The 16,852-nt window shown below is 58.2% G+C and carries 13 protein-coding genes; 9 read left to right on the plus strand and 4 right to left on the minus strand.

Annotated elements, in window-relative coordinates:
* Positions 1-171 precede the first annotated feature (171 nt).
* The 3 genes from gatB to gatC are packed head-to-tail and all read right to left on the minus strand — an operon-like array spanning position 172 to position 3,383.
* Complete coding sequence (gene gatB / locus PSES9_RS0119495) at positions 172-1,617, minus strand: Asp-tRNA(Asn)/Glu-tRNA(Gln) amidotransferase subunit GatB (RefSeq protein ID WP_010489776.1); 1,446 nt, start codon at positions 1,615-1,617, stop codon at positions 172-174.
* Positions 1,618-1,628: 11 nt separating this feature from the next.
* The gene (gene gatA / locus PSES9_RS0119500; RefSeq protein ID WP_010489778.1) at positions 1,629-3,080 is read right to left on the minus strand and encodes an Asp-tRNA(Asn)/Glu-tRNA(Gln) amidotransferase subunit GatA; all 1,452 of its coding nucleotides are present in this window, start codon (positions 3,078-3,080) and stop codon (positions 1,629-1,631) included.
* Between the two features lie 15 nt (positions 3,081-3,095).
* Positions 3,096-3,383, minus strand: a complete 288-nt coding sequence (gene gatC, locus PSES9_RS0119505) for an Asp-tRNA(Asn)/Glu-tRNA(Gln) amidotransferase subunit GatC (protein WP_010489779.1) — start codon at positions 3,381-3,383, stop codon at positions 3,096-3,098.
* 238 nt (positions 3,384-3,621) lie between these two features.
* On the opposite strand from gatC, the gene mreB reads away from it, so the two are divergent.
* The 8 genes from mreB (at position 3,622) to tldD (ending at position 14,768) form a co-directional block, all read left to right on the plus strand.
* The gene (gene mreB / locus PSES9_RS0119510; protein WP_010489781.1) at positions 3,622-4,659 is read left to right on the plus strand and encodes a rod shape-determining protein MreB; all 1,038 of its coding nucleotides are present in this window, start codon (positions 3,622-3,624) and stop codon (positions 4,657-4,659) included.
* A 266-nt stretch (positions 4,660-4,925) separates the two neighbouring features.
* Positions 4,926-5,894 (plus strand): rod shape-determining protein MreC, encoded by a 969-nt coding sequence (gene mreC / locus PSES9_RS0119515; protein ID WP_010489783.1) that lies wholly within the window; start codon positions 4,926-4,928, stop codon positions 5,892-5,894.
* Positions 5,891-6,379, plus strand: coding sequence for a rod shape-determining protein MreD (mreD, locus tag PSES9_RS0119520; protein WP_010489785.1), 489 nt, complete (start codon positions 5,891-5,893; stop codon positions 6,377-6,379). Before mreC ends, mreD begins: the two co-directional genes overlap by 4 nt.
* A 35-nt stretch (positions 6,380-6,414) precedes the next feature.
* Positions 6,415-7,014: a Maf family protein gene (locus PSES9_RS0119525; RefSeq protein WP_010489787.1), complete on the plus strand. Its 600-nt coding sequence runs from the start codon at positions 6,415-6,417 to the stop codon at positions 7,012-7,014.
* Between the two features lie 67 nt (positions 7,015-7,081).
* A complete protein-coding gene (rng, locus tag PSES9_RS0119530) occupies positions 7,082-8,539 on the plus strand; it encodes a ribonuclease G (RefSeq protein ID WP_010489788.1) in 1,458 nt (485 codons plus the stop codon).
* 31 nt (positions 8,540-8,570) lie between these two features.
* Complete coding sequence (locus tag PSES9_RS0119535; protein ID WP_029529667.1) at positions 8,571-12,398, plus strand: YhdP family protein; 3,828 nt, start codon at positions 8,571-8,573, stop codon at positions 12,396-12,398.
* Between the two features lie 76 nt (positions 12,399-12,474).
* Positions 12,475-13,323 carry a carbon-nitrogen hydrolase family protein gene (locus tag PSES9_RS0119540; RefSeq protein WP_010489792.1) on the plus strand — a complete coding sequence of 283 codons (849 nt, stop codon included), beginning with the start codon at positions 12,475-12,477 and terminating at the stop codon, positions 13,321-13,323.
* A 2-nt stretch (positions 13,324-13,325) separates the two neighbouring features.
* Positions 13,326-14,768, plus strand: a complete 1,443-nt coding sequence (gene tldD, locus PSES9_RS0119545; RefSeq protein ID WP_010489794.1) for a metalloprotease TldD — start codon at positions 13,326-13,328, stop codon at positions 14,766-14,768.
* Between the two features lie 96 nt (positions 14,769-14,864).
* Here the strand turns inward: tldD and yjgA are convergent, their stop codons facing one another.
* Positions 14,865-15,383 (minus strand): ribosome biogenesis factor YjgA, encoded by a 519-nt coding sequence (gene yjgA, locus PSES9_RS0119550; RefSeq protein ID WP_010489796.1) that lies wholly within the window; start codon positions 15,381-15,383, stop codon positions 14,865-14,867.
* Positions 15,384-15,491: 108 nt separating this feature from the next.
* On the opposite strand from yjgA, the gene pmbA reads away from it, so the two are divergent.
* Positions 15,492-16,838, plus strand: a complete 1,347-nt coding sequence (pmbA, locus tag PSES9_RS0119555) for a metalloprotease PmbA (RefSeq protein WP_010489798.1) — start codon at positions 15,492-15,494, stop codon at positions 16,836-16,838.
* Positions 16,839-16,852 lie beyond the last annotated feature (14 nt).

The following is a 16,852-nucleotide window of genomic DNA, read 5'->3' on the forward strand; positions in this document are numbered from 1 at the left end:
AGCTGTTGCAATGCGTAGCTTGCCTGCCCTGCACAGCTCAAATTCTTGCTTACGACTAGCCACCTCTGGTGGCATTCGTCATCAGCCCTGCAAGCCAGAGGCTCCAGCTTGCAGGGCGGCGGCGCGAAGCTGATCTTGAAACAGTCAGCTCGTTTGTCGCGCGATGACTTGTTAGCCTTCGAGTTTCTTCTTGAGCAGTTCGTTCACTTGTTGCGGGTTGGCTTTGCCTTTGGAGGCTTTCATGGCCTGGCCGACGAAGAAACCGAACATCTTGCCGCGCTTGGCTTCTTCTGCTGCGCGGTATTGTTCAACCTGTTCGGCATTGGCGGCGAGCACCTCATCAAGCATGGCCTCGATTGCACCGCTGTCAGTCACTTGCTTGAGGCCTTTGGCTTCGATGACCTGATCAGCAGAGCCTTCGCCGGCGGCCATGGCTTCAAAGACCATCTTGGCGATCTTGCCGGAGATGGTGTTGTCCTTGATGCGCAGGATCATGCCGCCCAGTTGCTCGGCGCTGACCGGGGACTGCTCGATATCGAGGTTGTCCTTGTTGAGCAGGCTGGAAAGCTCGCCCATTACCCAGTTAGCGGCCAGCTTGGCGTCACCGCAGGTTTTTTCCACCGCCTCGAAGTAGTCGGCCATTTCGCGGCTGGCTGCCAGCACGTTGGCGTCGTAGGCCGACAAGCCAAATTGCGCCTCGAAGCGCTTGCGTTTCTGCACGGGCAGTTCCGGCGGGGTGGCGCGCAAGTGCTCGAGGTAGCTCGGTTCGATAACCACGGGCAGCAGGTCCGGGCAGGGGAAGTAACGGTAGTCGTTGGCTTCCTCTTTGCTGCGCATCGAGCGGGTCTGGTCTTTGTTCGGGTCGTACAGGCGGGTTTCCCGAACAACTTTGCCACCATCCTCGATCAACTCGATCTGACGCTGTACTTCATGGTTGATGGCTTTTTCAATGAAGCGGAACGAGTTGACGTTCTTGATCTCGGCGCGGGTGCCAAATTCAGCCTGGCCCTTGGGGCGTACCGATACGTTGCAGTCGCAGCGCAGCGAGCCTTCGGCCATGTTGCCGTCGCAAATCCCCAGGTAACGCACCAGTGCATGGATCGCCTTGACGTAGGCCACGGCTTCCTTGGCGCTGCGGATATCCGGTTCCGAGACGATTTCCAGCAGCGGCGTGCCAGCGCGGTTGAGGTCGATACCGCTCATGCCCTGGAAGTCTTCGTGCAGGCTTTTGCCAGCATCTTCTTCAAGGTGGGCACGGGTGATGCCGATGCGCTTGACGGTGCCGTCTTCCAGGGTGATGTCCAAATGGCCGATGCCGACGATTGGGTCGTCCATCTGGCTGGTCTGGTAGCCTTTTGGCAGGTCCGGGTAGAAGTAGTTTTTACGCGCAAAAATATTGCGCGGGGCGATATGGGCATCAATTGCCAGGCCGAACATGCATGCCATGCGCACGGCTTCGGCATTGAGCACCGGCAGTGTGCCGGGCATGCCCAGGTCAACCAGGCTGGCCTGGGTGTTAGGCTCGGCGCCGAATGTGGTGGCGCTGGCCGAGAAAATCTTCGACTGAGTCGCGAGCTGTGCGTGAATTTCCAGCCCGATCACGGTTTCCCATTGCATCTGAGTGATCCTTAAAATCCGGCTGGCACGCGAGTGTGCCAATCAGTGACTTGTTGATATTGGTGCGCCACGTTAAGCAGGCGACCCTCCTCGAAATACGGTGCCAGCAACTGCACGCCGACCGGCAAGCCGTCGACGAAACCGGCAGGCATCGACAAACCGGGAATGCCGGCCAGATTGGCGGTGATGGTGTAGATGTCTTCAAGGTAGGCCGCGACCGGGTCGTTGCTCTTCTCGCCAAGTTTCCAGGCCGGGTTGGGCGTGGTCGGGCCAAGAATCAGATCGACATCGTTGAATGCAGCCACGAAGTCGTTCTTGATCAGGCGGCGGATTTGCTGCGCCTTGATGTAGTAGGCATCGTAATAACCGGCAGACAGGGCATAGGCCCCCACCATGATCCGGCGCTTGACCTCGGCACCGAAGCCTTCACCGCGCGAGCGCTTGTAAAGGTCTTCAAGGTTGGCCGGGTTCTCGCAACGATAGCCAAAGCGCACGCCATCGAAGCGCGACAGGTTGGACGACGCTTCGGCAGGGGCAATGACGTAGTAGGCCGCAATCGCGTTCTGGGTGTTGGGCAGGCTGATGTCTTTGACTGTGGCACCCAGGGCTTTCAATTGCTCAACCACGGCCATTACCGCGTCTGCGATACGGCTATCGAGGCCAGCGCTGAAGTATTCCTTCGGCAAGCCAATGCGCAAGCCTGTCAGCGGCTTGGTCAATGCGGCGAGGTAGTCATCAACCGGCTGATCGACACTGGTGGAGTCTTTGGGGTCGAAACCGGCCATGGCCTGCAGCATCAGTGCGCAGTCTTCTGCTGTGCGGGCCAGTGGGCCACCCTGATCGAGGCTGGATGCATAGGCAATCATGCCCCAGCGGGAGACGCGGCCATAGGTCGGCTTGATCCCGGTGAGGTTGGTCAGCGCGGCCGGTTGGCGAATCGAGCCGCCGGTGTCGGTGCCTGTAGCTGCAGGCAGCAGGCGCGCAGCTACGGCCGCTGCCGAGCCGCCAGAGGAGCCGCCCGGGACGCGCTCGAGGTTCCACGGGTTCTTGACCGCGCCATAGTGGCTGGACTCGTTGGCCGAACCCATGGCGAATTCGTCCATGTTCAGCTTGCCCAGGGTTACCGCGCCAGCCGCCGCCAGTTTTTCAACCACGGTGGCGTTATAGGGGGCTTTGAAGTTGTCGAGCATTTTCGAGCCGCAGCTGGTGCGAATGTCGAGGGTGCAAAACAGGTCTTTATGACCGATGGGGGCGCCGAGCAGGGCGCCAGTCTCGCCTGCGGCACGACGTGTGTCAGCGGCTTTGGCTTGCTGGATCGCGAGGTCTTCAGTGACGCTGATAAAGCTATTGAGTTGCGGATCGAGTTGCTGAATACGCGCCAGCAGGGTGCGGGTCAGTTCTTCGGATGAGAATGTCTTGTCGGCGAGTCCGCGGGCGATCTCGGCCAGAGTCAGTGGATGCATGCTAGGCTCTTTCCCTTACTCGATAACTTTTGGAACAAGATAGAGTCCGCTTTCGACCGCCGGGGCAATTGCCTGGTAGTCGTCGCGATGATTTGTTTCAGTCACTTCGTCGGCTCGCAGGCGTTGTGTCGCCTCAAAGGGATGAGCCAAAGGTTCGATACCGTTGGTGTCGACCGACTGCATGTGGTCAATTAGGCCGAGAATGTTGTTGAGGGTCTCGGTTGTTTGTGGGATTTCGCTGTCATTAAGGCCCAGTCGTGCCAAATGGGCGATTTTTTCCACTTCGGAGCGTTCAAGCGCCATTGGATTTCCCTGTGTTAAGCCGCCTGTAAAAAAGGCCGCCTTAAAGTGTGATTGAGTCGTCATGCATGCGATATGCAGGGAACGTATTTCGCAAACCTGCGGTCAAAGGCCGCGATGGTGGGGCACAAGCCCGGAAAAACAGGCAATCTAACACATTGGTGCCTTGCTCAAAATCCCTTCCATTGTTAGAGTTTGCCGCACTTTTTTTACCCACGCGTTTCCTAGGGTCCTATATCCCATGTTCAAAAAACTGCGTGGCATGTTTTCCAGCGATCTCTCTATTGACCTGGGCACTGCCAATACCCTTATTTATGTTCGCGAGCGCGGAATTGTTCTCAATGAGCCTTCCGTCGTTGCTATCCGTACCCACGGTAACCAGAAGAGCGTCGTTGCTGTCGGTACAGAGGCCAAGCGCATGCTGGGTCGTACACCGGGCAACATTGCCGCAATTCGCCCGATGAAAGACGGCGTTATCGCCGACTTTAGTGTCTGTGAAAAGATGCTGCAGTACTTTATCAACAAGGTTCACGAGAACAGCTTTCTGCAACCCAGCCCACGGGTTCTGATCTGTGTGCCATGCAAGTCGACCCAGGTTGAACGTCGCGCCATCCGCGAATCGGCAATCGGTGCCGGTGCCCGCGAAGTGTTTCTGATCGAAGAGCCAATGGCAGCGGCGATCGGTGCCGGCCTGCCGGTTGAAGAAGCGCGCGGCTCCATGGTCGTGGATATCGGTGGTGGTACCACTGAAATCGCCCTGATCTCCCTCAACGGTGTGGTTTACGCTGAATCCGTACGTGTCGGCGGTGACCGTTTCGACGAAGCCATCATTACCTACGTGCGTCGTAACTACGGCAGCCTGATCGGTGAGTCGACGGCTGAGCGCATCAAGCAGGAAATCGGTACTGCCTATGCGGGTGGCGAAGTACGCGAAGTCGATGTCCGTGGCCGCAACCTGGCTGAAGGCGTGCCGCGTAGCTTCACGCTCAACTCCAATGAAGTGCTCGAAGCGCTGCAAGAGTCGCTGGCGACTATTGTCCAGGCAGTCAAGAGCGCGCTGGAACAATCCCCCCCAGAGTTGGCTTCCGATATCGCCGAGCGTGGCCTGGTGCTGACCGGTGGCGGTGCGCTGCTGCGTGACCTCGACAAGCTGCTTGCCCAGGAAACCGGTCTTCCGGTGATTGTTGCCGAAGATCCGCTCACCTGTGTTGCACGTGGCGGCGGTAAGGCGCTAGATATGATGGATCGCCACACCATGGACTTGCTGTCCACGGAGTAAAGCCTTCCGTTTTAGGGATTCTCTGAAAAAGGTAGCGAGCGTAGATAGTACAAGGCAGAAAATGCGAAAAAGCGGCGTTTAGCGGCCTGAATGAGCATTTTGAACAGTTTTTTAACGCCGTAATATCGAGCGCAGTAGTTTCTCAGAGTCTCCCTAAACAAAAGCTGCAAGGCGGGCCCCAGGCTCACTTGCAGCTTTTTGTTAATGTCTGATGCTACGAGGATCCGCCTATCAAACCGCTATTTGCCAAAGGACCTTCGCTCGGTGTGCGCCTGCTGGTGCTGGCCGTGCTTTCGGCTGCCTTGATGGTGGTGGATGCGCGTTTTGATGTGCTCAAGCCCGTGCGCAGCCAGTTGGGCGTGATTGTCGAACCGGTGTATTGGCTGGGTAGCTTGCCTGTGACGCTGTGGGAGAACACCACCCAGGAGCTGAGTTCGCGCACCGAGTTGGTGGCCGAGAATGAAAAGCTCAAGACCGAACGCCTGTTGATGCAGCGGCGCCTGCAAAAGCTGGCGGCGCTGACCGAGCAGAATGTGCGCTTGCGCGAGTTGCTCAATTCGGCGGCACTGGTTGATGACGATGTGCTTGCGACCGAGCTGATCGGTATTGACCCGAACCCGTTTACCCATCGCATCCTGATTGATAAAGGCTCCAAGGACGGCGTGGTCATTGGCCAGCCGGTGCTTGATGCGCGAGGGCTGATGGGGCAAGTGGTCGAAGTCATGCCTTATTCGGCGCGGGTCTTGCTGCTCACCGATACCAACCACAGTATTCCTGTTCAGGTGAATCGTAACGGTTTGCGTGCGATTGCCAGCGGCACCGGTAACCCCGAGCGCCTTGAGTTGCGCCATGTGGCAGATACAGCGGACATCAAGGAAGGCGACCTGTTGGTGAGCTCTGGCCTGGGCCAGCGTTTTCCGGCGGGCTATCCGGTGGCGACTGTGTCGCAGGTGATTCACGACTCGGGCCAGCCTTTTGCTATTGTCAGGGCCATTCCAACCGCCAATCTCAACCGCAGCCGCTACATGTTGCTGGTGTTCACCGACCCGCGTTCGCCAGAGCAACGGGCCACTGAGTCTGCCGAAGCGCAGGAAGCCGAGGATCGCCAGGCAACCGAGCCAGGGTCGCGCACTGCGCCACCTGCAGGCGAACAGGCTCCGGCCGCCGCGCCAGCGTCTTCCAGTCCGGCTCCGGCGACGCCAGTACCCGCGCAACCAGAAGGGACGCAGCAATGAGCAGTGTGCGTGCACGCAATACCTGGGTCGTCTGGCTGAGCTTGATGTTTGCGCTGTTGCTCAGTGTTTCGAGCCTGCCTGCGTTCATGGAAATTGGTCGGCCGCTGTGGCTTGCGCTATTTCTGACCTATTGGGTGCTGGCGCTACCGCACCGGGTTGGCATGGCAACCGCCTGGGTGTTCGGCTTTTTGGCGGATGTGCTCAATGGCTCCCTGCTCGGCCAGAACGCGCTGATCCTCAGTCTGATCACCTTCCTGGTGTTGAGCCTGCACCAGCGTTTGCGGATGTTCCCGATGTGGCAACAGTGCCTGGTGTTGATGGTCGTATTCGGCCTGGCGCAGTTGGTGCAGTTGTGGCTTAACGCACTAACCGGCAGCCGGCCTCCGACCCTTGCCTTTATCCTTCCGGCGGTGATCAGTGTGCTGCTTTGGCCGTGGGTCAGCGTTATCCTGCGCAGTATTCAGCAGCGCTTGGGCGTCAATTAAGCTGGCACTTTCAAATTCGACAAGGAGAATTCTGCATGGCCACGTTGTATCTGGCGTCAGGTTCGTCGCGTCGGCGTGAGTTGCTCACCCAGATTGGCGTACCCTTCATCACCCAAGTCAGCTCGATAGATGAAGCCGTACTGCCCGATGAGCAGCCAGGTACTTATGTAGAGCGCCTGGCCCGGGCAAAGGCACAGGCAGTCTTCGAATCCCTTGATTCACCGGCCGACGCTGTCGTGCTCGGGTCGGATACGGCGGTTGTTCTCGACGGCAAAATCCTCGGCAAGCCAGCCGACCGGAGTGAGGCGCTGGCGACCTTGCAGGCGTTGTCGGGGCGCGAACATCAAGTATTGACTGCGGTCGCGCTGGTCGCGCGCGATAAAACCAAAGCCTTGGTGGTGACAAGTCAGGTAACCTTTAGATGTATTTCAGAGGCTGAAGCACAGGCATACTGGGCCAGCGGTGAACCGCAAGATAAAGCGGGCAGCTATGGCATCCAGGGGTTGGCGGCCGTGTTTGTCAGCCAATTGCAGGGCAGTTATTCGGCAGCGGTTGGCCTGCCCCTGTGTGAAACAGCTGAGTTACTCGCAGAATTTGCAGTTCCGTGCTGGCAAACCTTGCCAGTCCACACTTAAGGAAGTTGTAGGTCACGGGCGAGCGGGCTCCCCGAGTTTGCAGCTTCATCTCAAAAGAGATGGACGCATGAGTGAAGAAATCCTGATCAACATCACGCCGATGGAATCGCGCGTGGCAGTAGTCGAAAACGGTGTGTTGCAGGAAGTCCATGTCGAGCGTACACAGCGCCGCGGGATTGTCGGCAACATCTACAAGGGCAAGGTGGTACGCGTGCTGCCAGGGATGCAGGCAGCGTTTGTCGACATTGGCCTTGAGCGTGCCGCCTTTATCCATGCGTCTGAAATTTCCAGCCGCGAAGGCGCTGCCGTCGAATCCATCAGCGCCCTGGTGCATGAGGGGCAGAGCCTTGTGGTGCAGGTCACCAAGGACCCGATTGCCAGCAAGGGGGCTCGGCTGACCACGCAGCTATCCTTGCCCTCGCGCTCCCTTGTCTACATGCCGCGCACCAGCCACGTTGGCATTTCCCTGAAGATCGAAGACGAGGCCGAGCGTGAACGCCTCAAGCAAGTGGTCGTCGATTGTGTCGGTGCCGAGGGCAGTGAAGAGGCCGGTGGCTTTATCCTGCGCACTGCCGCCGAAGGCGCGGGTGCCGATGAAATTCTGGTGGATATCCGTTACGTACGCCGGTTGTGGGGGCAAATCGCCGGGCAGATGAAGTCCGCGCCGTCGCCCTCGGTGATCTATGAAGACCTGAGCCTGGCCTTGCGTACATTGCGTGACCTGGTCAGCCCGCGCACCGAGAAAATCCGCATTGATTCGCGTGAAACCTTCCAGAAGATCACCCACTTTGTCAGCGAGTTGATGCCAGAGATTTCCGACCGTCTTGAGCATTATCCGGGCGAGCGACCGATTTTCGATCTCTATGGCGTTGAGGACGAGATCCAGAAAGCCCTCGACCGCAAGGTACCGCTGAAGTCCGGAGGCTACCTGGTGGTCGACCCGGCTGAGGCGATGAGCACCATTGACGTCAATACCGGCGCTTTTGTCGGGCATCGCACGCTCGAAGAAACCATTTTCAAGACCAACCTGGAAGCCGCCACGGCCATTGCCCGGCAACTGCGTTTGCGCAACCTGGGTGGGATCATCATCATCGACTTCATCGACATGGAAGATGAAGAGCACCAGCGCCAGGTTCTGCGGACCCTGGAAAAACAATTAGAGCGCGATCACGCAAAGACCAATATCATTGGGATTACCGAGTTGGGTCTGGTGCAGATGACCCGCAAGCGCACGCGCGAGAGTCTTGAGCAGGTGCTCTGTGAACCTTGCGCTTGTTGTCAGGGACGCGGCAAGTTAAAAACCCCGGAAACCACCTGCTATGAGATTTTCCGGGAAATATTGCGTGAAGCAAGAGCCTATCAGCCAGAGGGATACAGGGTGTTGGCCAATCAAAAAGTGGTAGACCGTCTGCTCGACGAAGAGTCAGGCAACGTTGCAGATCTAGAGGCGTTCATCGGTCGCACCATCAAGTTCCAAGTGGAAACCATGTACTCCCAGGAACAATACGATGTGGTGTTGTTGTGACGTACTTGCCCGCTAAACAGGCTTGAGTTAGTTGGCACGCTCAGGAGGCTGGCTGGCAAGGGTTCTGCGTTGGAGCCTCGGGCTCTGTGCGCTGGTGTTAATTACCACGGCACTGCTGGTCAGTCTTGGCCGGCTGTTCACCCCGATGGTTGCTGAATACCGCATCCAGGTCGAAGACAAGGCGCAGGCAGTCTTGGGCCTGCCTGTGTCCATAGGCTCGCTGGAAGGTAGCTGGCACGGCCTGGCCCCGGTATTTGTGGCCCACGACGTGACCCTGGGCAAAGGTGCAAATGCCGTACGCCTTGATCAGATTCGCCTGATTCCCGATCTGGTCGCCAGTGCAATGGCCATGCAGCCTCGCGCCGAATTACTGGCGATCGATGGGCTGCAGTTGAGTGTGGTGCAGAGCGACAGCGGCCAATGGCAGGTGGAAGGCCTACCCAGGCCGCAAGACGATACAGCGATTGATGTCGAAAAACTGCTGGCCCAGTTGAAAATGGTGCGACACCTGTGGCTGCTCAACAGCCAGGTGACCCTGGCGGCCGCAGGCCAGCCCGCACATAGCTTGCGTTATGTGAACCTGACATTGGGCTTTGCTGGCGGTCATCAGCGCCTGGACGGACGTTTGCAGTTGCCGGATGGCAAGCCCATGGAGTTGCAGGTGCGCACGCAGATGGACGTCAAGAAATGGCGCGACCTGCAAGCTGAGGTTTACCTGCAATTACCCGAGACTGACTGGGCCAGCTGGTTGCCACAAGGTCTGACGCAAGAGTGGTCCTTGAGTCATTTGCAGCTTGGCGGGCAATTCTGGCTGTCCTGGGCCGACAGAGCCCTGCAGCGGGCGGTCACGCAAGTCAAAGTGGCCAGGCTTGAAGGCCAGTACGCTGAGCGCAAGCCGGCAAGCCTGACGGACATGCAACTCAACAGCTACTTCGGGCGTGACGCCGAAGGCTTGCAAGCCCAGTTGGCGAATTTCTCGGCGCGCGCGGGTGAGCAACAAATCGGCCCCATGAACCTTACCCTGCGACAGCATGCCAAGCGGGGAGATGCTGCCGAGTTCTGGACGCTCAGTTTTGATCGCCTGGAGGTTGCGCCCTTGCTGCCGCTGGTGGAGTCACTGGCGCCAATACCAGACAAAGGGTTGTCGGCACTGGCCACGCTTAATCCTCGTGGCGCCCTGACCAACGCCACGGTTGGTTTTCACCCTGATGCAGAGGGTGATAAGCGGGTGCAGTTCGCAACCAATACCGATGCAATCAGCTTTTCGGCCTATGATCATGTGCCGGGTATTGAAAATATCACTGGCAGCGTCACCGGCGACCTGGGTTCGGGCACTATTCTGCTCGACGCCAAGGAGTTCTCGCTCGACCTGGCGACCTTGTTCCCCAAGGCCTGGCTGTATCACACCGCCCGTGGCCAGGTTGACTGGCGGATCAACGAACAAGGCCTGACGTTGCGCAGCCCCTATGTCCAGGCCACGGGCGATGAAGGCAAGGCTGCGGCTGACTTTCTTATTCGCTTGACCGGTGATCCCGAGATCGAGGATTACATGGATCTGCGTGTCGGCATTACCGAAGGCGATGCGCGTTTCACAGAAAAATACCTGCCCACACGGGTTCCGGAGTTCAGTCCGGAACTGGCCAATTGGTTGAAAACCTCGATCAAGGCCGGCGCTGTCGATCAAGGCTATTTCCAGTTTCAGGGCTCGCTCAACAAGGGGTCGAGCAAGGCATCCCACAGCATCAGCCTGTACTTTGCCGTGCATGACGCCGAGTTGGCCTATCAGCCGGGCTGGCCAGAGCTCAAGAATGCCCGGGGTGAAGTGCTGATTGAAGACGATCAGGTGCGCATACGTGTTCCACAAGGCCAGGTGTTGAACAGCACGGCAAAGAACGTCCAGGTCAGCATTCCACTTGAACGTCCGGATACACCACCAAACCTGCTGTTGACCGCCGACCTGGAAAGCAGTGTGGTCGATGCCCTGAAGATTCTTAAGGAAGCGCCGATTGGCACCTCCGACATCTTTGCCGGCTGGCAGGGCAAAGGTGATTTAACCGGTGCGCTGGACTTGGATATTCCTCTGCACAAGGGTGCGCCCCCCAAGGTGATCGTGGATTTCACGGCGAAGGATGCCGAGGTCAAAATCGGCAATCCCAAGCTTGATCTCAGCCATGTCTCTGGTGCGTTCCGTTATGACACGGCAAAAGGCCTGAGCGCGCCGAGCATCGAGGCCCAGTTGCTGGGCCACAAGGCTAGGGGCAAGGCCGTTGCGCAAGCGGTTAACGGCCGGGCAACCAGTTTGATTGATGTGAGCGGGCAAGTCCCGTTGCAGAGGCTGACCCAGTGGCTGGCGGTTACCCAGCCTATCCCTGCCAATGGCAATTTGCCCTACCGATTGCGCTTGAACATCGATGGTGAGCAAACCGGCCTGCAGATAGATTCCGGGCTTAAAGGCCTGGCAATCGACCTGCCAGCGCCCTTTGGCAAGTCTGCCGAGGACCAACGCAATGCGACACTGGAACTGGGGCTTGGCGGGGACCAGCGGAGCTACAAGCTGCGTTATGCAAACCTGCTGAGCTTCAATGGTGTCGCTCCCGCCAGTGATTTTCTACAAGGCCGTGGCGAGTTGCGCTTGGGTGGCGGTTTGGCGCAACTGCCATCGCAGAAGGGTTATCGCTTACGCGGCTCGGTCGCAGAGCTGGACTTGTCCGATTGGCAGCGGGCAATCGAACCCTACATGAACTCATCCAAGGGTTCGGCGTTGCAGGCATTCAGCGATGCGCAGTTGGATATCGGACGCTTTGTCGGTTTTGGTAAAACGGTCAACAACCTTGGCTTGGGCGTGCGTCGTTCGGGGGCGGCCTGGGCCTTGTCAGTCGACAGTACGCTGGCCAAGGGCAATGTGATATTTCCAGATGCGTCATCCCGGCCAATCAGCGCGGACCTTGCCTATATCCACCTACCCGAAGATAAGCCAGGCGCCACGGCTAAAGAAGAGGGACCCGACCCGCTGGCGGATGTAGATCCGCGCAAGATTCCTTCGATTGACCTCAAGGTGGCTGAAGTCAAACTGGGTAAGCAGTCGTTGGGGGCGTCGTCCTTGAAAGCTCGTCCGGCGGCCAACGGTGTCCAGTTCAGTGACCTGAATATCAACCTCGCAGGGTTGAGGGTTAACGGCACAGCAGGTTGGCAAGGTGAAGGCAGTGGCGCCAGAAGCTGGTACAAGGGCCGCTTTGAAGGCGAAAAGCTGCAAGATGTCTTGAAGGCCTGGGGCTTTGCTCCGACTGCAACCAGTGAGCATTTCCGCCTCGACGTGGATGGCAACTGGCCCGGCTCGCCCTTGAATCTTAGTCTGGCGCGGTTCAGTGGCGCTATGAACGCCTCGCTGCGCAAGGGCCAGTTCGTCGAAGTGCAAGGCTCGGCATCGGCATTACGGGTCTTTGGTTTGCTCAACTTCAACTCGATCGGCAGGCGCCTGCGTTTGGATTTCTCCGATTTGCTGGGTGAAGGCTTGAGTTACGACCGGGTCAAGGGTGATCTGCAGGCGACCAACGGCGTGTATGTGACCAGTCGGCCGATCACCCTCAAGGGGCCATCAAGCGACCTGGAACTCAATGGCACGCTGAACATGGTTGACGAGTCGATCGATGCCAAGTTACTGGTGACGCTACCCGTTACCAATAACTTGCCGATTGCCGCGCTGATCGTTGGCGCACCGGCAATCGGGGGGGCATTGTTTGTCGTCGATAAACTGCTTGGCGATCATTTCGCGCGCTTTGCCAGTGTGCAGTACGATGTCAAAGGGCCGATCCAGTCACCGAAGATCGACTTCGACAAACCTTTTGAAAAACCCAAATGAGCGGCTCGCCCGGCCTGCCAGAATATTGCCAGGGGCGTAGACTGACGGGAAACAGCTGTCTCGTCGGGGAGAGATCATGAGCCTCTCAGTTATTCAGATGGTTAGCCAGGACGATATTCCGGATAACCTGCAGCAAGCGCGCAGGCTGCTTGAAAATGCTGCCGAGCAAGGTGCCCGCCTTGCTGTACTGCCGGAAAACTTTGCCGCAATGGGGCGTCGTGACTACAACCAGGTTGGTCGTCAAGAGGCGCTGGGGCAGGGGCCGATTTTGCCATGGTTGAAACAGGCCGCTCGCGACCTCAGGTTATGGATAGTGGCTGGCACTATTCCATTGCCGGCTGATGGCAAGCCAGACGCCAAGCCCAATGCCTGCTCTTTGTTGATTGATGCGGATGGCGAGCGCGTTGCGCGCTATGACAAATTGCACTTGTTTGATGTTGATGTCGCAGATAATCGCGGTCGTTACCGAGAGTCGGATGACTACGAGTTTGGCGCCCATGTGGTGGTCGCCGATACCCCCGTCGGGCGTCTTGGATTGACGGTCTGCTACGATCTGCGGTTTCCTGAGCTTTATGGCGCCCTGCGTGAAGCCGGTGCCGAGTTGATAACAGCGCCGTCCGCATTTACTGCAGTGACCGGCGCTGCACATTGGCAGGTGCTTATACGTGCGCGTGCCATTGAGACGCAATGTTACCTGCTGGCTGCCGGGCAGGGCGGTGTTCACCCCGGCGGTCGAGAAACCTATGGTCATTCAGCCATTGTGGATCCATGGGGCCGCATTTGTATAAGCCAGGCACAAGGCGAAGGTGTCCTGGTTGCACCGCGAGACGCTGTCGAGCAGGCTTCGATTCGTCAACGCATGCCCGTGATGGGGCATAAACGATTTTTTGCAGCGGCCGAACCGCGGCTGCCAGGTTTGGAGTAGTTATGAGCGAGATGTTGGTGTCGGTGAGCGATCACCTGTTAAGTCCGGGTGGCCTGACTATCGATAGTTTACCGGGCGTTCTGGGCGAACTGGCCGGGCCTGGAATTGATGCGGCTGATTTGTACTTTCAAAGCCAGGTATCTGAAACCTGGGTGCTGGAAGACGGTATCGTCAAAGAGGGCAGCTTCAATCTTGATCAAGGTGTTGGTGTACGTGCCCAGTCCGGCGAGAAAACCGGCTTTGCCTATAGCAATGCGATCACCGCCGAGGCCTTGAGTCAGGCCGCTTTGGCTGCGCGCTCTATTGCTCGCAGCGGCCAAAACGGCTGCGTTCGCGCCTTTAGTGCCACAGATGTTACTGCGCTGTATGCGCCAAACAACCCGCTTGATGTCATGAGTCGTGCCGAGAAGGTTGAGCTGCTAAAACAGGTTGACCAGGCAACCCGAGCGCTCGATTCGAGGATCAAGCAAGTCACCGTAAGCCTGGCTGGCGTGTGGGATCGTGTCATGGTCGCCTCGACCGATGGCGCGCTCGGTGCTGATATTCGCCCCTTGGTGCGTTTTAACGTCAGCGTTATCGTTGAGCAAAATGGACGCCGTGAACGCGGCGGGCATGGCGGCGGCGGACGCACCGATTATCGCTACTTCCTCAACGAGGACCGCGCCATGGGCTACGCCCGCGAAGCCTTGCGTCAGGCCTTGGTCAATCTTGAAGCCATTGCTGCACCGGCTGGCAGCATGCCGGTGGTGATGGGGGCAGGCTGGTCGGGTGTGCTGTTGCATGAGGCCGTTGGCCACGGTCTGGAAGGTGATTTCAATCGCAAAGGCAGTTCTGCTTACAGCGGCCGCATGGGCGAAAAAGTCGCATCGAGCCTGTGCACCATCGTCGATGATGGCACCTTGGCTGAGCGGCGTGGTTCGCTGAGCATGGACGACGAAGGAACGCCTACGCAGTGCACCACGCTGATCGAAAACGGCGTGCTCAAGGGCTACATGCAGGACAAGCTCAATGCTCGCCTGATGGGCGTTCGTGCCACGGGTAACGGGCGGCGTGAGTCCTATGCGCACTTGCCCATGCCACGTATGACCAACACTTACATGCTGGCAGGCGAAAGCGATCCGCAAGAGATTATCCGTTCGGTGAAGAAGGGCCTTTACTGCGCCAATCTGGGTGGCGGGCAGGTCGATATCACCAGCGGCAAGTTCGTTTTTTCAACCAGCGAAGCCTATCTGATCGAAGATGGCAAGATCACCGCCCCCGTCAAGGGCGCAACCCTGATCGGTAACGGCCCTGAAGCCATGAGCCGGGTTTCGATGGTAGGGAATGACCTCGCGCTGGACAGCGGCGTAGGCACATGCGGTAAAGATGGCCAGTCTGTCCCGGTCGGGGTGGGCCAGCCTACCTTGAAAATTGATGCTATTACCGTCGGTGGGACCGGCGCTTAAGATTAAAAAGCTGCAATCTTTAATGCAAAAAGCTGCAGGGGGAGCCGTTGCAGCTTTCAGGCGCGGGAGGGACCCCGTGCAGTGGTGTTCGACAGGTCAGCGCAGGCCGCGCTTGCTCTCGTCCAGTTCGCGGATGTATTTGAAGATTTTACGCGAGGCCGTAGGCGCCTTGTTTTGTGCGGTTTCATGCTGGCCCTGGCGGATGAGTTGGCGCAGGTGCTGACGATCGGCCTCGGGGTATTCGCCGACGAAGCTTTCAAGGGTTTCGTCGTTGCCGTTGAGCAAGCGGTCGCGCCAGCGCTCAAGGTTGTGAAAGCGTTCGTTGTACTGGCGGGTCGAGGCGTCCAGTTGATCGAGCAGGGTCAGGATCGCGTCAGTGTCCTGATCGCGCATCAACCGGCCGATAAACTGGCTATGGCGTTTTTTCGCCGAATTAGCCGTGTGTTTGGGCGCTTCTGCCAGCGCGGTACGCAGCTCTTCGGTGAGAGGGAGTTTGTTTAGCAGGTCAGGCTTGAGGGCCGCCAGGCGTTGACCGAGCTCTTGCAAGGCATGCAGTTCGCGTTTGACCTGGGTTTTACTCTTCTCTGTGGAGAAGTCGTCAAGGTATTCAGACATGGGGGCGATCCAGTGGAAAACCCCGTCATGATAGCAGTTAGTTCCGAGTTGTAAGCGGTTGGGCCCGACAGGGTGCGGCTCACAACGAAAATAATTTCAGGAGTAGGTATGAGTTCAGTAGACGTCGTTGGCCCACAAGCGGTGCCGCAGTTACAGGCTCAGGTGGAGCAGATCATCGCCGAAGCCAGGAAGCAGGGCGCAAGTGCCTGTGAGGTTGCGGTTTCTGTTGAGCAGGGCTTGTCGACCACGGTGCGCCAGCGTGAGGTCGAGACCGTTGAGTTCAATCGTGACCAGGGCTTCGGCATCACCCTGTACCTGGGGCAGCGCAAAGGTTCTGCAAGTACCTCGGCCACGGGTGATGCGGCTATTCGGGAGACGGTAGCGGCTGCGCTGGCGATTGCCAAGCACGCCTCTGAAGATGAATGCGCGGGCCTTGCAGATGCAGCGTTGATGGCGCGGGATCTACCGGATCTGGATTTATACCATGGCTGGTCGATTACTCCCGAGCAGTCGATCGAACATGCCTTGCGCTGCGAAGGCGCAGCATTCGACGCCGACAAGCGAATCAAGAACGCCGATGGCACCTCCTTGAGTACGCATCAGGGCTGTCGTGTCTATGGCAACAGCAATGGTTTCATCGGCGGTTACGCAAGCACCCGGCACAGCTTGAGCTGCGTGATGATCGCCGAAGACAAGGGGCTGATGCAGCGCGATTACTGGTATGACGTCAATCGCCAGGGCGAACTGCTGGCCAGTCCGGAAGCCATAGGTGCGCGTGCGGCCATGCGTGCTGTCAGCCGTCTTGGTGCACGGCCGGTGCCAACCTGTGAAGTCCCGGTGTTGTTCGCCGCTGAGTTGGCCACGGGCTTGTTCAGCAGCTTTCTGGGGGCTATTTCGGGCGGCAGTATCTATCGCAAGTCTTCGTTCTTGGAAGGGGCTATTGGCCAGCAGCTTTTCCCGCAGTGGCTGAGTCTTGATGAGCGTCCGCATATTCCGCGGGCAATGGGCAGTGCGTCGTTTGACGGCGACGGCCTGGCGACTTATGCCAAGTCCTTTGTCGAGAACGGTGAGTTGCTGTCCTATGTGCTCAGCACTTATTCCGGGCGCAAGCTGGGCATGCCAAGCACCGCGAATGCCGGTGGCGTGCATAACCTGTTTGTCACCCATGGCGATGAAGACCAGCAAGCACTGATCAAGCGCATGGGACGTGGCCTGCTGGTGACCGAGTTGATGGGCCACGGCCTGAATATGGTGACGGGTGATTACTCACGCGGCGCCGGCGGTTACTGGGTCGAAAACGGCGAGATCCAATTCCCGGTCCAGGAAGTAACCATCGCCGGCAATATGCGGGATATGTTCAAGCAAATCGTTGCGGTAGGGAATGATCTGGAGTTGCGCAGCAGTATCCGCACCGGTTCCGTGCTGATCGAGCGCATGACAGTTGCAGGTAGCTGATCAAGCAGGGCGGA

Origin of the sequence: Pseudomonas sp. S9 (assembly GCF_000222125.1) — a bacterium.
GTDB lineage: Bacteria > Pseudomonadota > Gammaproteobacteria > Pseudomonadales > Pseudomonadaceae > Aquipseudomonas > Aquipseudomonas segetis.

Excerpts from the sequence above, each read along its gene's own strand:
- yjgA (WP_010489796.1), bottom strand. The coding sequence starts at position 15,383 with ATGTCTGAATACCTTGACGACTTCTCCACAGAGAAGAGTAAAACCCAG.
- mreB (WP_010489781.1), top strand. The coding sequence starts at position 3,622 with ATGTTCAAAAAACTGCGTGGCATGTTTTCCAGCGATCTCTCTATTGAC.
- rng (WP_010489788.1), top strand. The coding sequence starts at position 7,082 with ATGAGTGAAGAAATCCTGATCAACATCACGCCGATGGAATCGCGCGTG.
- gatC (WP_010489779.1), bottom strand. The coding sequence starts at position 3,383 with ATGGCGCTTGAACGCTCCGAAGTGGAAAAAATCGCCCATTTGGCACGA.
- gatB (WP_010489776.1), bottom strand. The coding sequence starts at position 1,617 with ATGCAATGGGAAACCGTGATCGGGCTGGAAATTCACGCACAGCTCGCG.
- PSES9_RS0119525 (WP_010489787.1), top strand. The coding sequence starts at position 6,415 with ATGGCCACGTTGTATCTGGCGTCAGGTTCGTCGCGTCGGCGTGAGTTG.
- PSES9_RS0119540 (WP_010489792.1), top strand. The coding sequence starts at position 12,475 with ATGAGCCTCTCAGTTATTCAGATGGTTAGCCAGGACGATATTCCGGAT.
- gatA (WP_010489778.1), bottom strand. The coding sequence starts at position 3,080 with ATGCATCCACTGACTCTGGCCGAGATCGCCCGCGGACTCGCCGACAAG.
- mreD (WP_010489785.1), top strand. The coding sequence starts at position 5,891 with ATGAGCAGTGTGCGTGCACGCAATACCTGGGTCGTCTGGCTGAGCTTG.
- pmbA (WP_010489798.1), top strand. The coding sequence starts at position 15,492 with ATGAGTTCAGTAGACGTCGTTGGCCCACAAGCGGTGCCGCAGTTACAG.
- tldD (WP_010489794.1), top strand. The coding sequence starts at position 13,326 with ATGAGCGAGATGTTGGTGTCGGTGAGCGATCACCTGTTAAGTCCGGGT.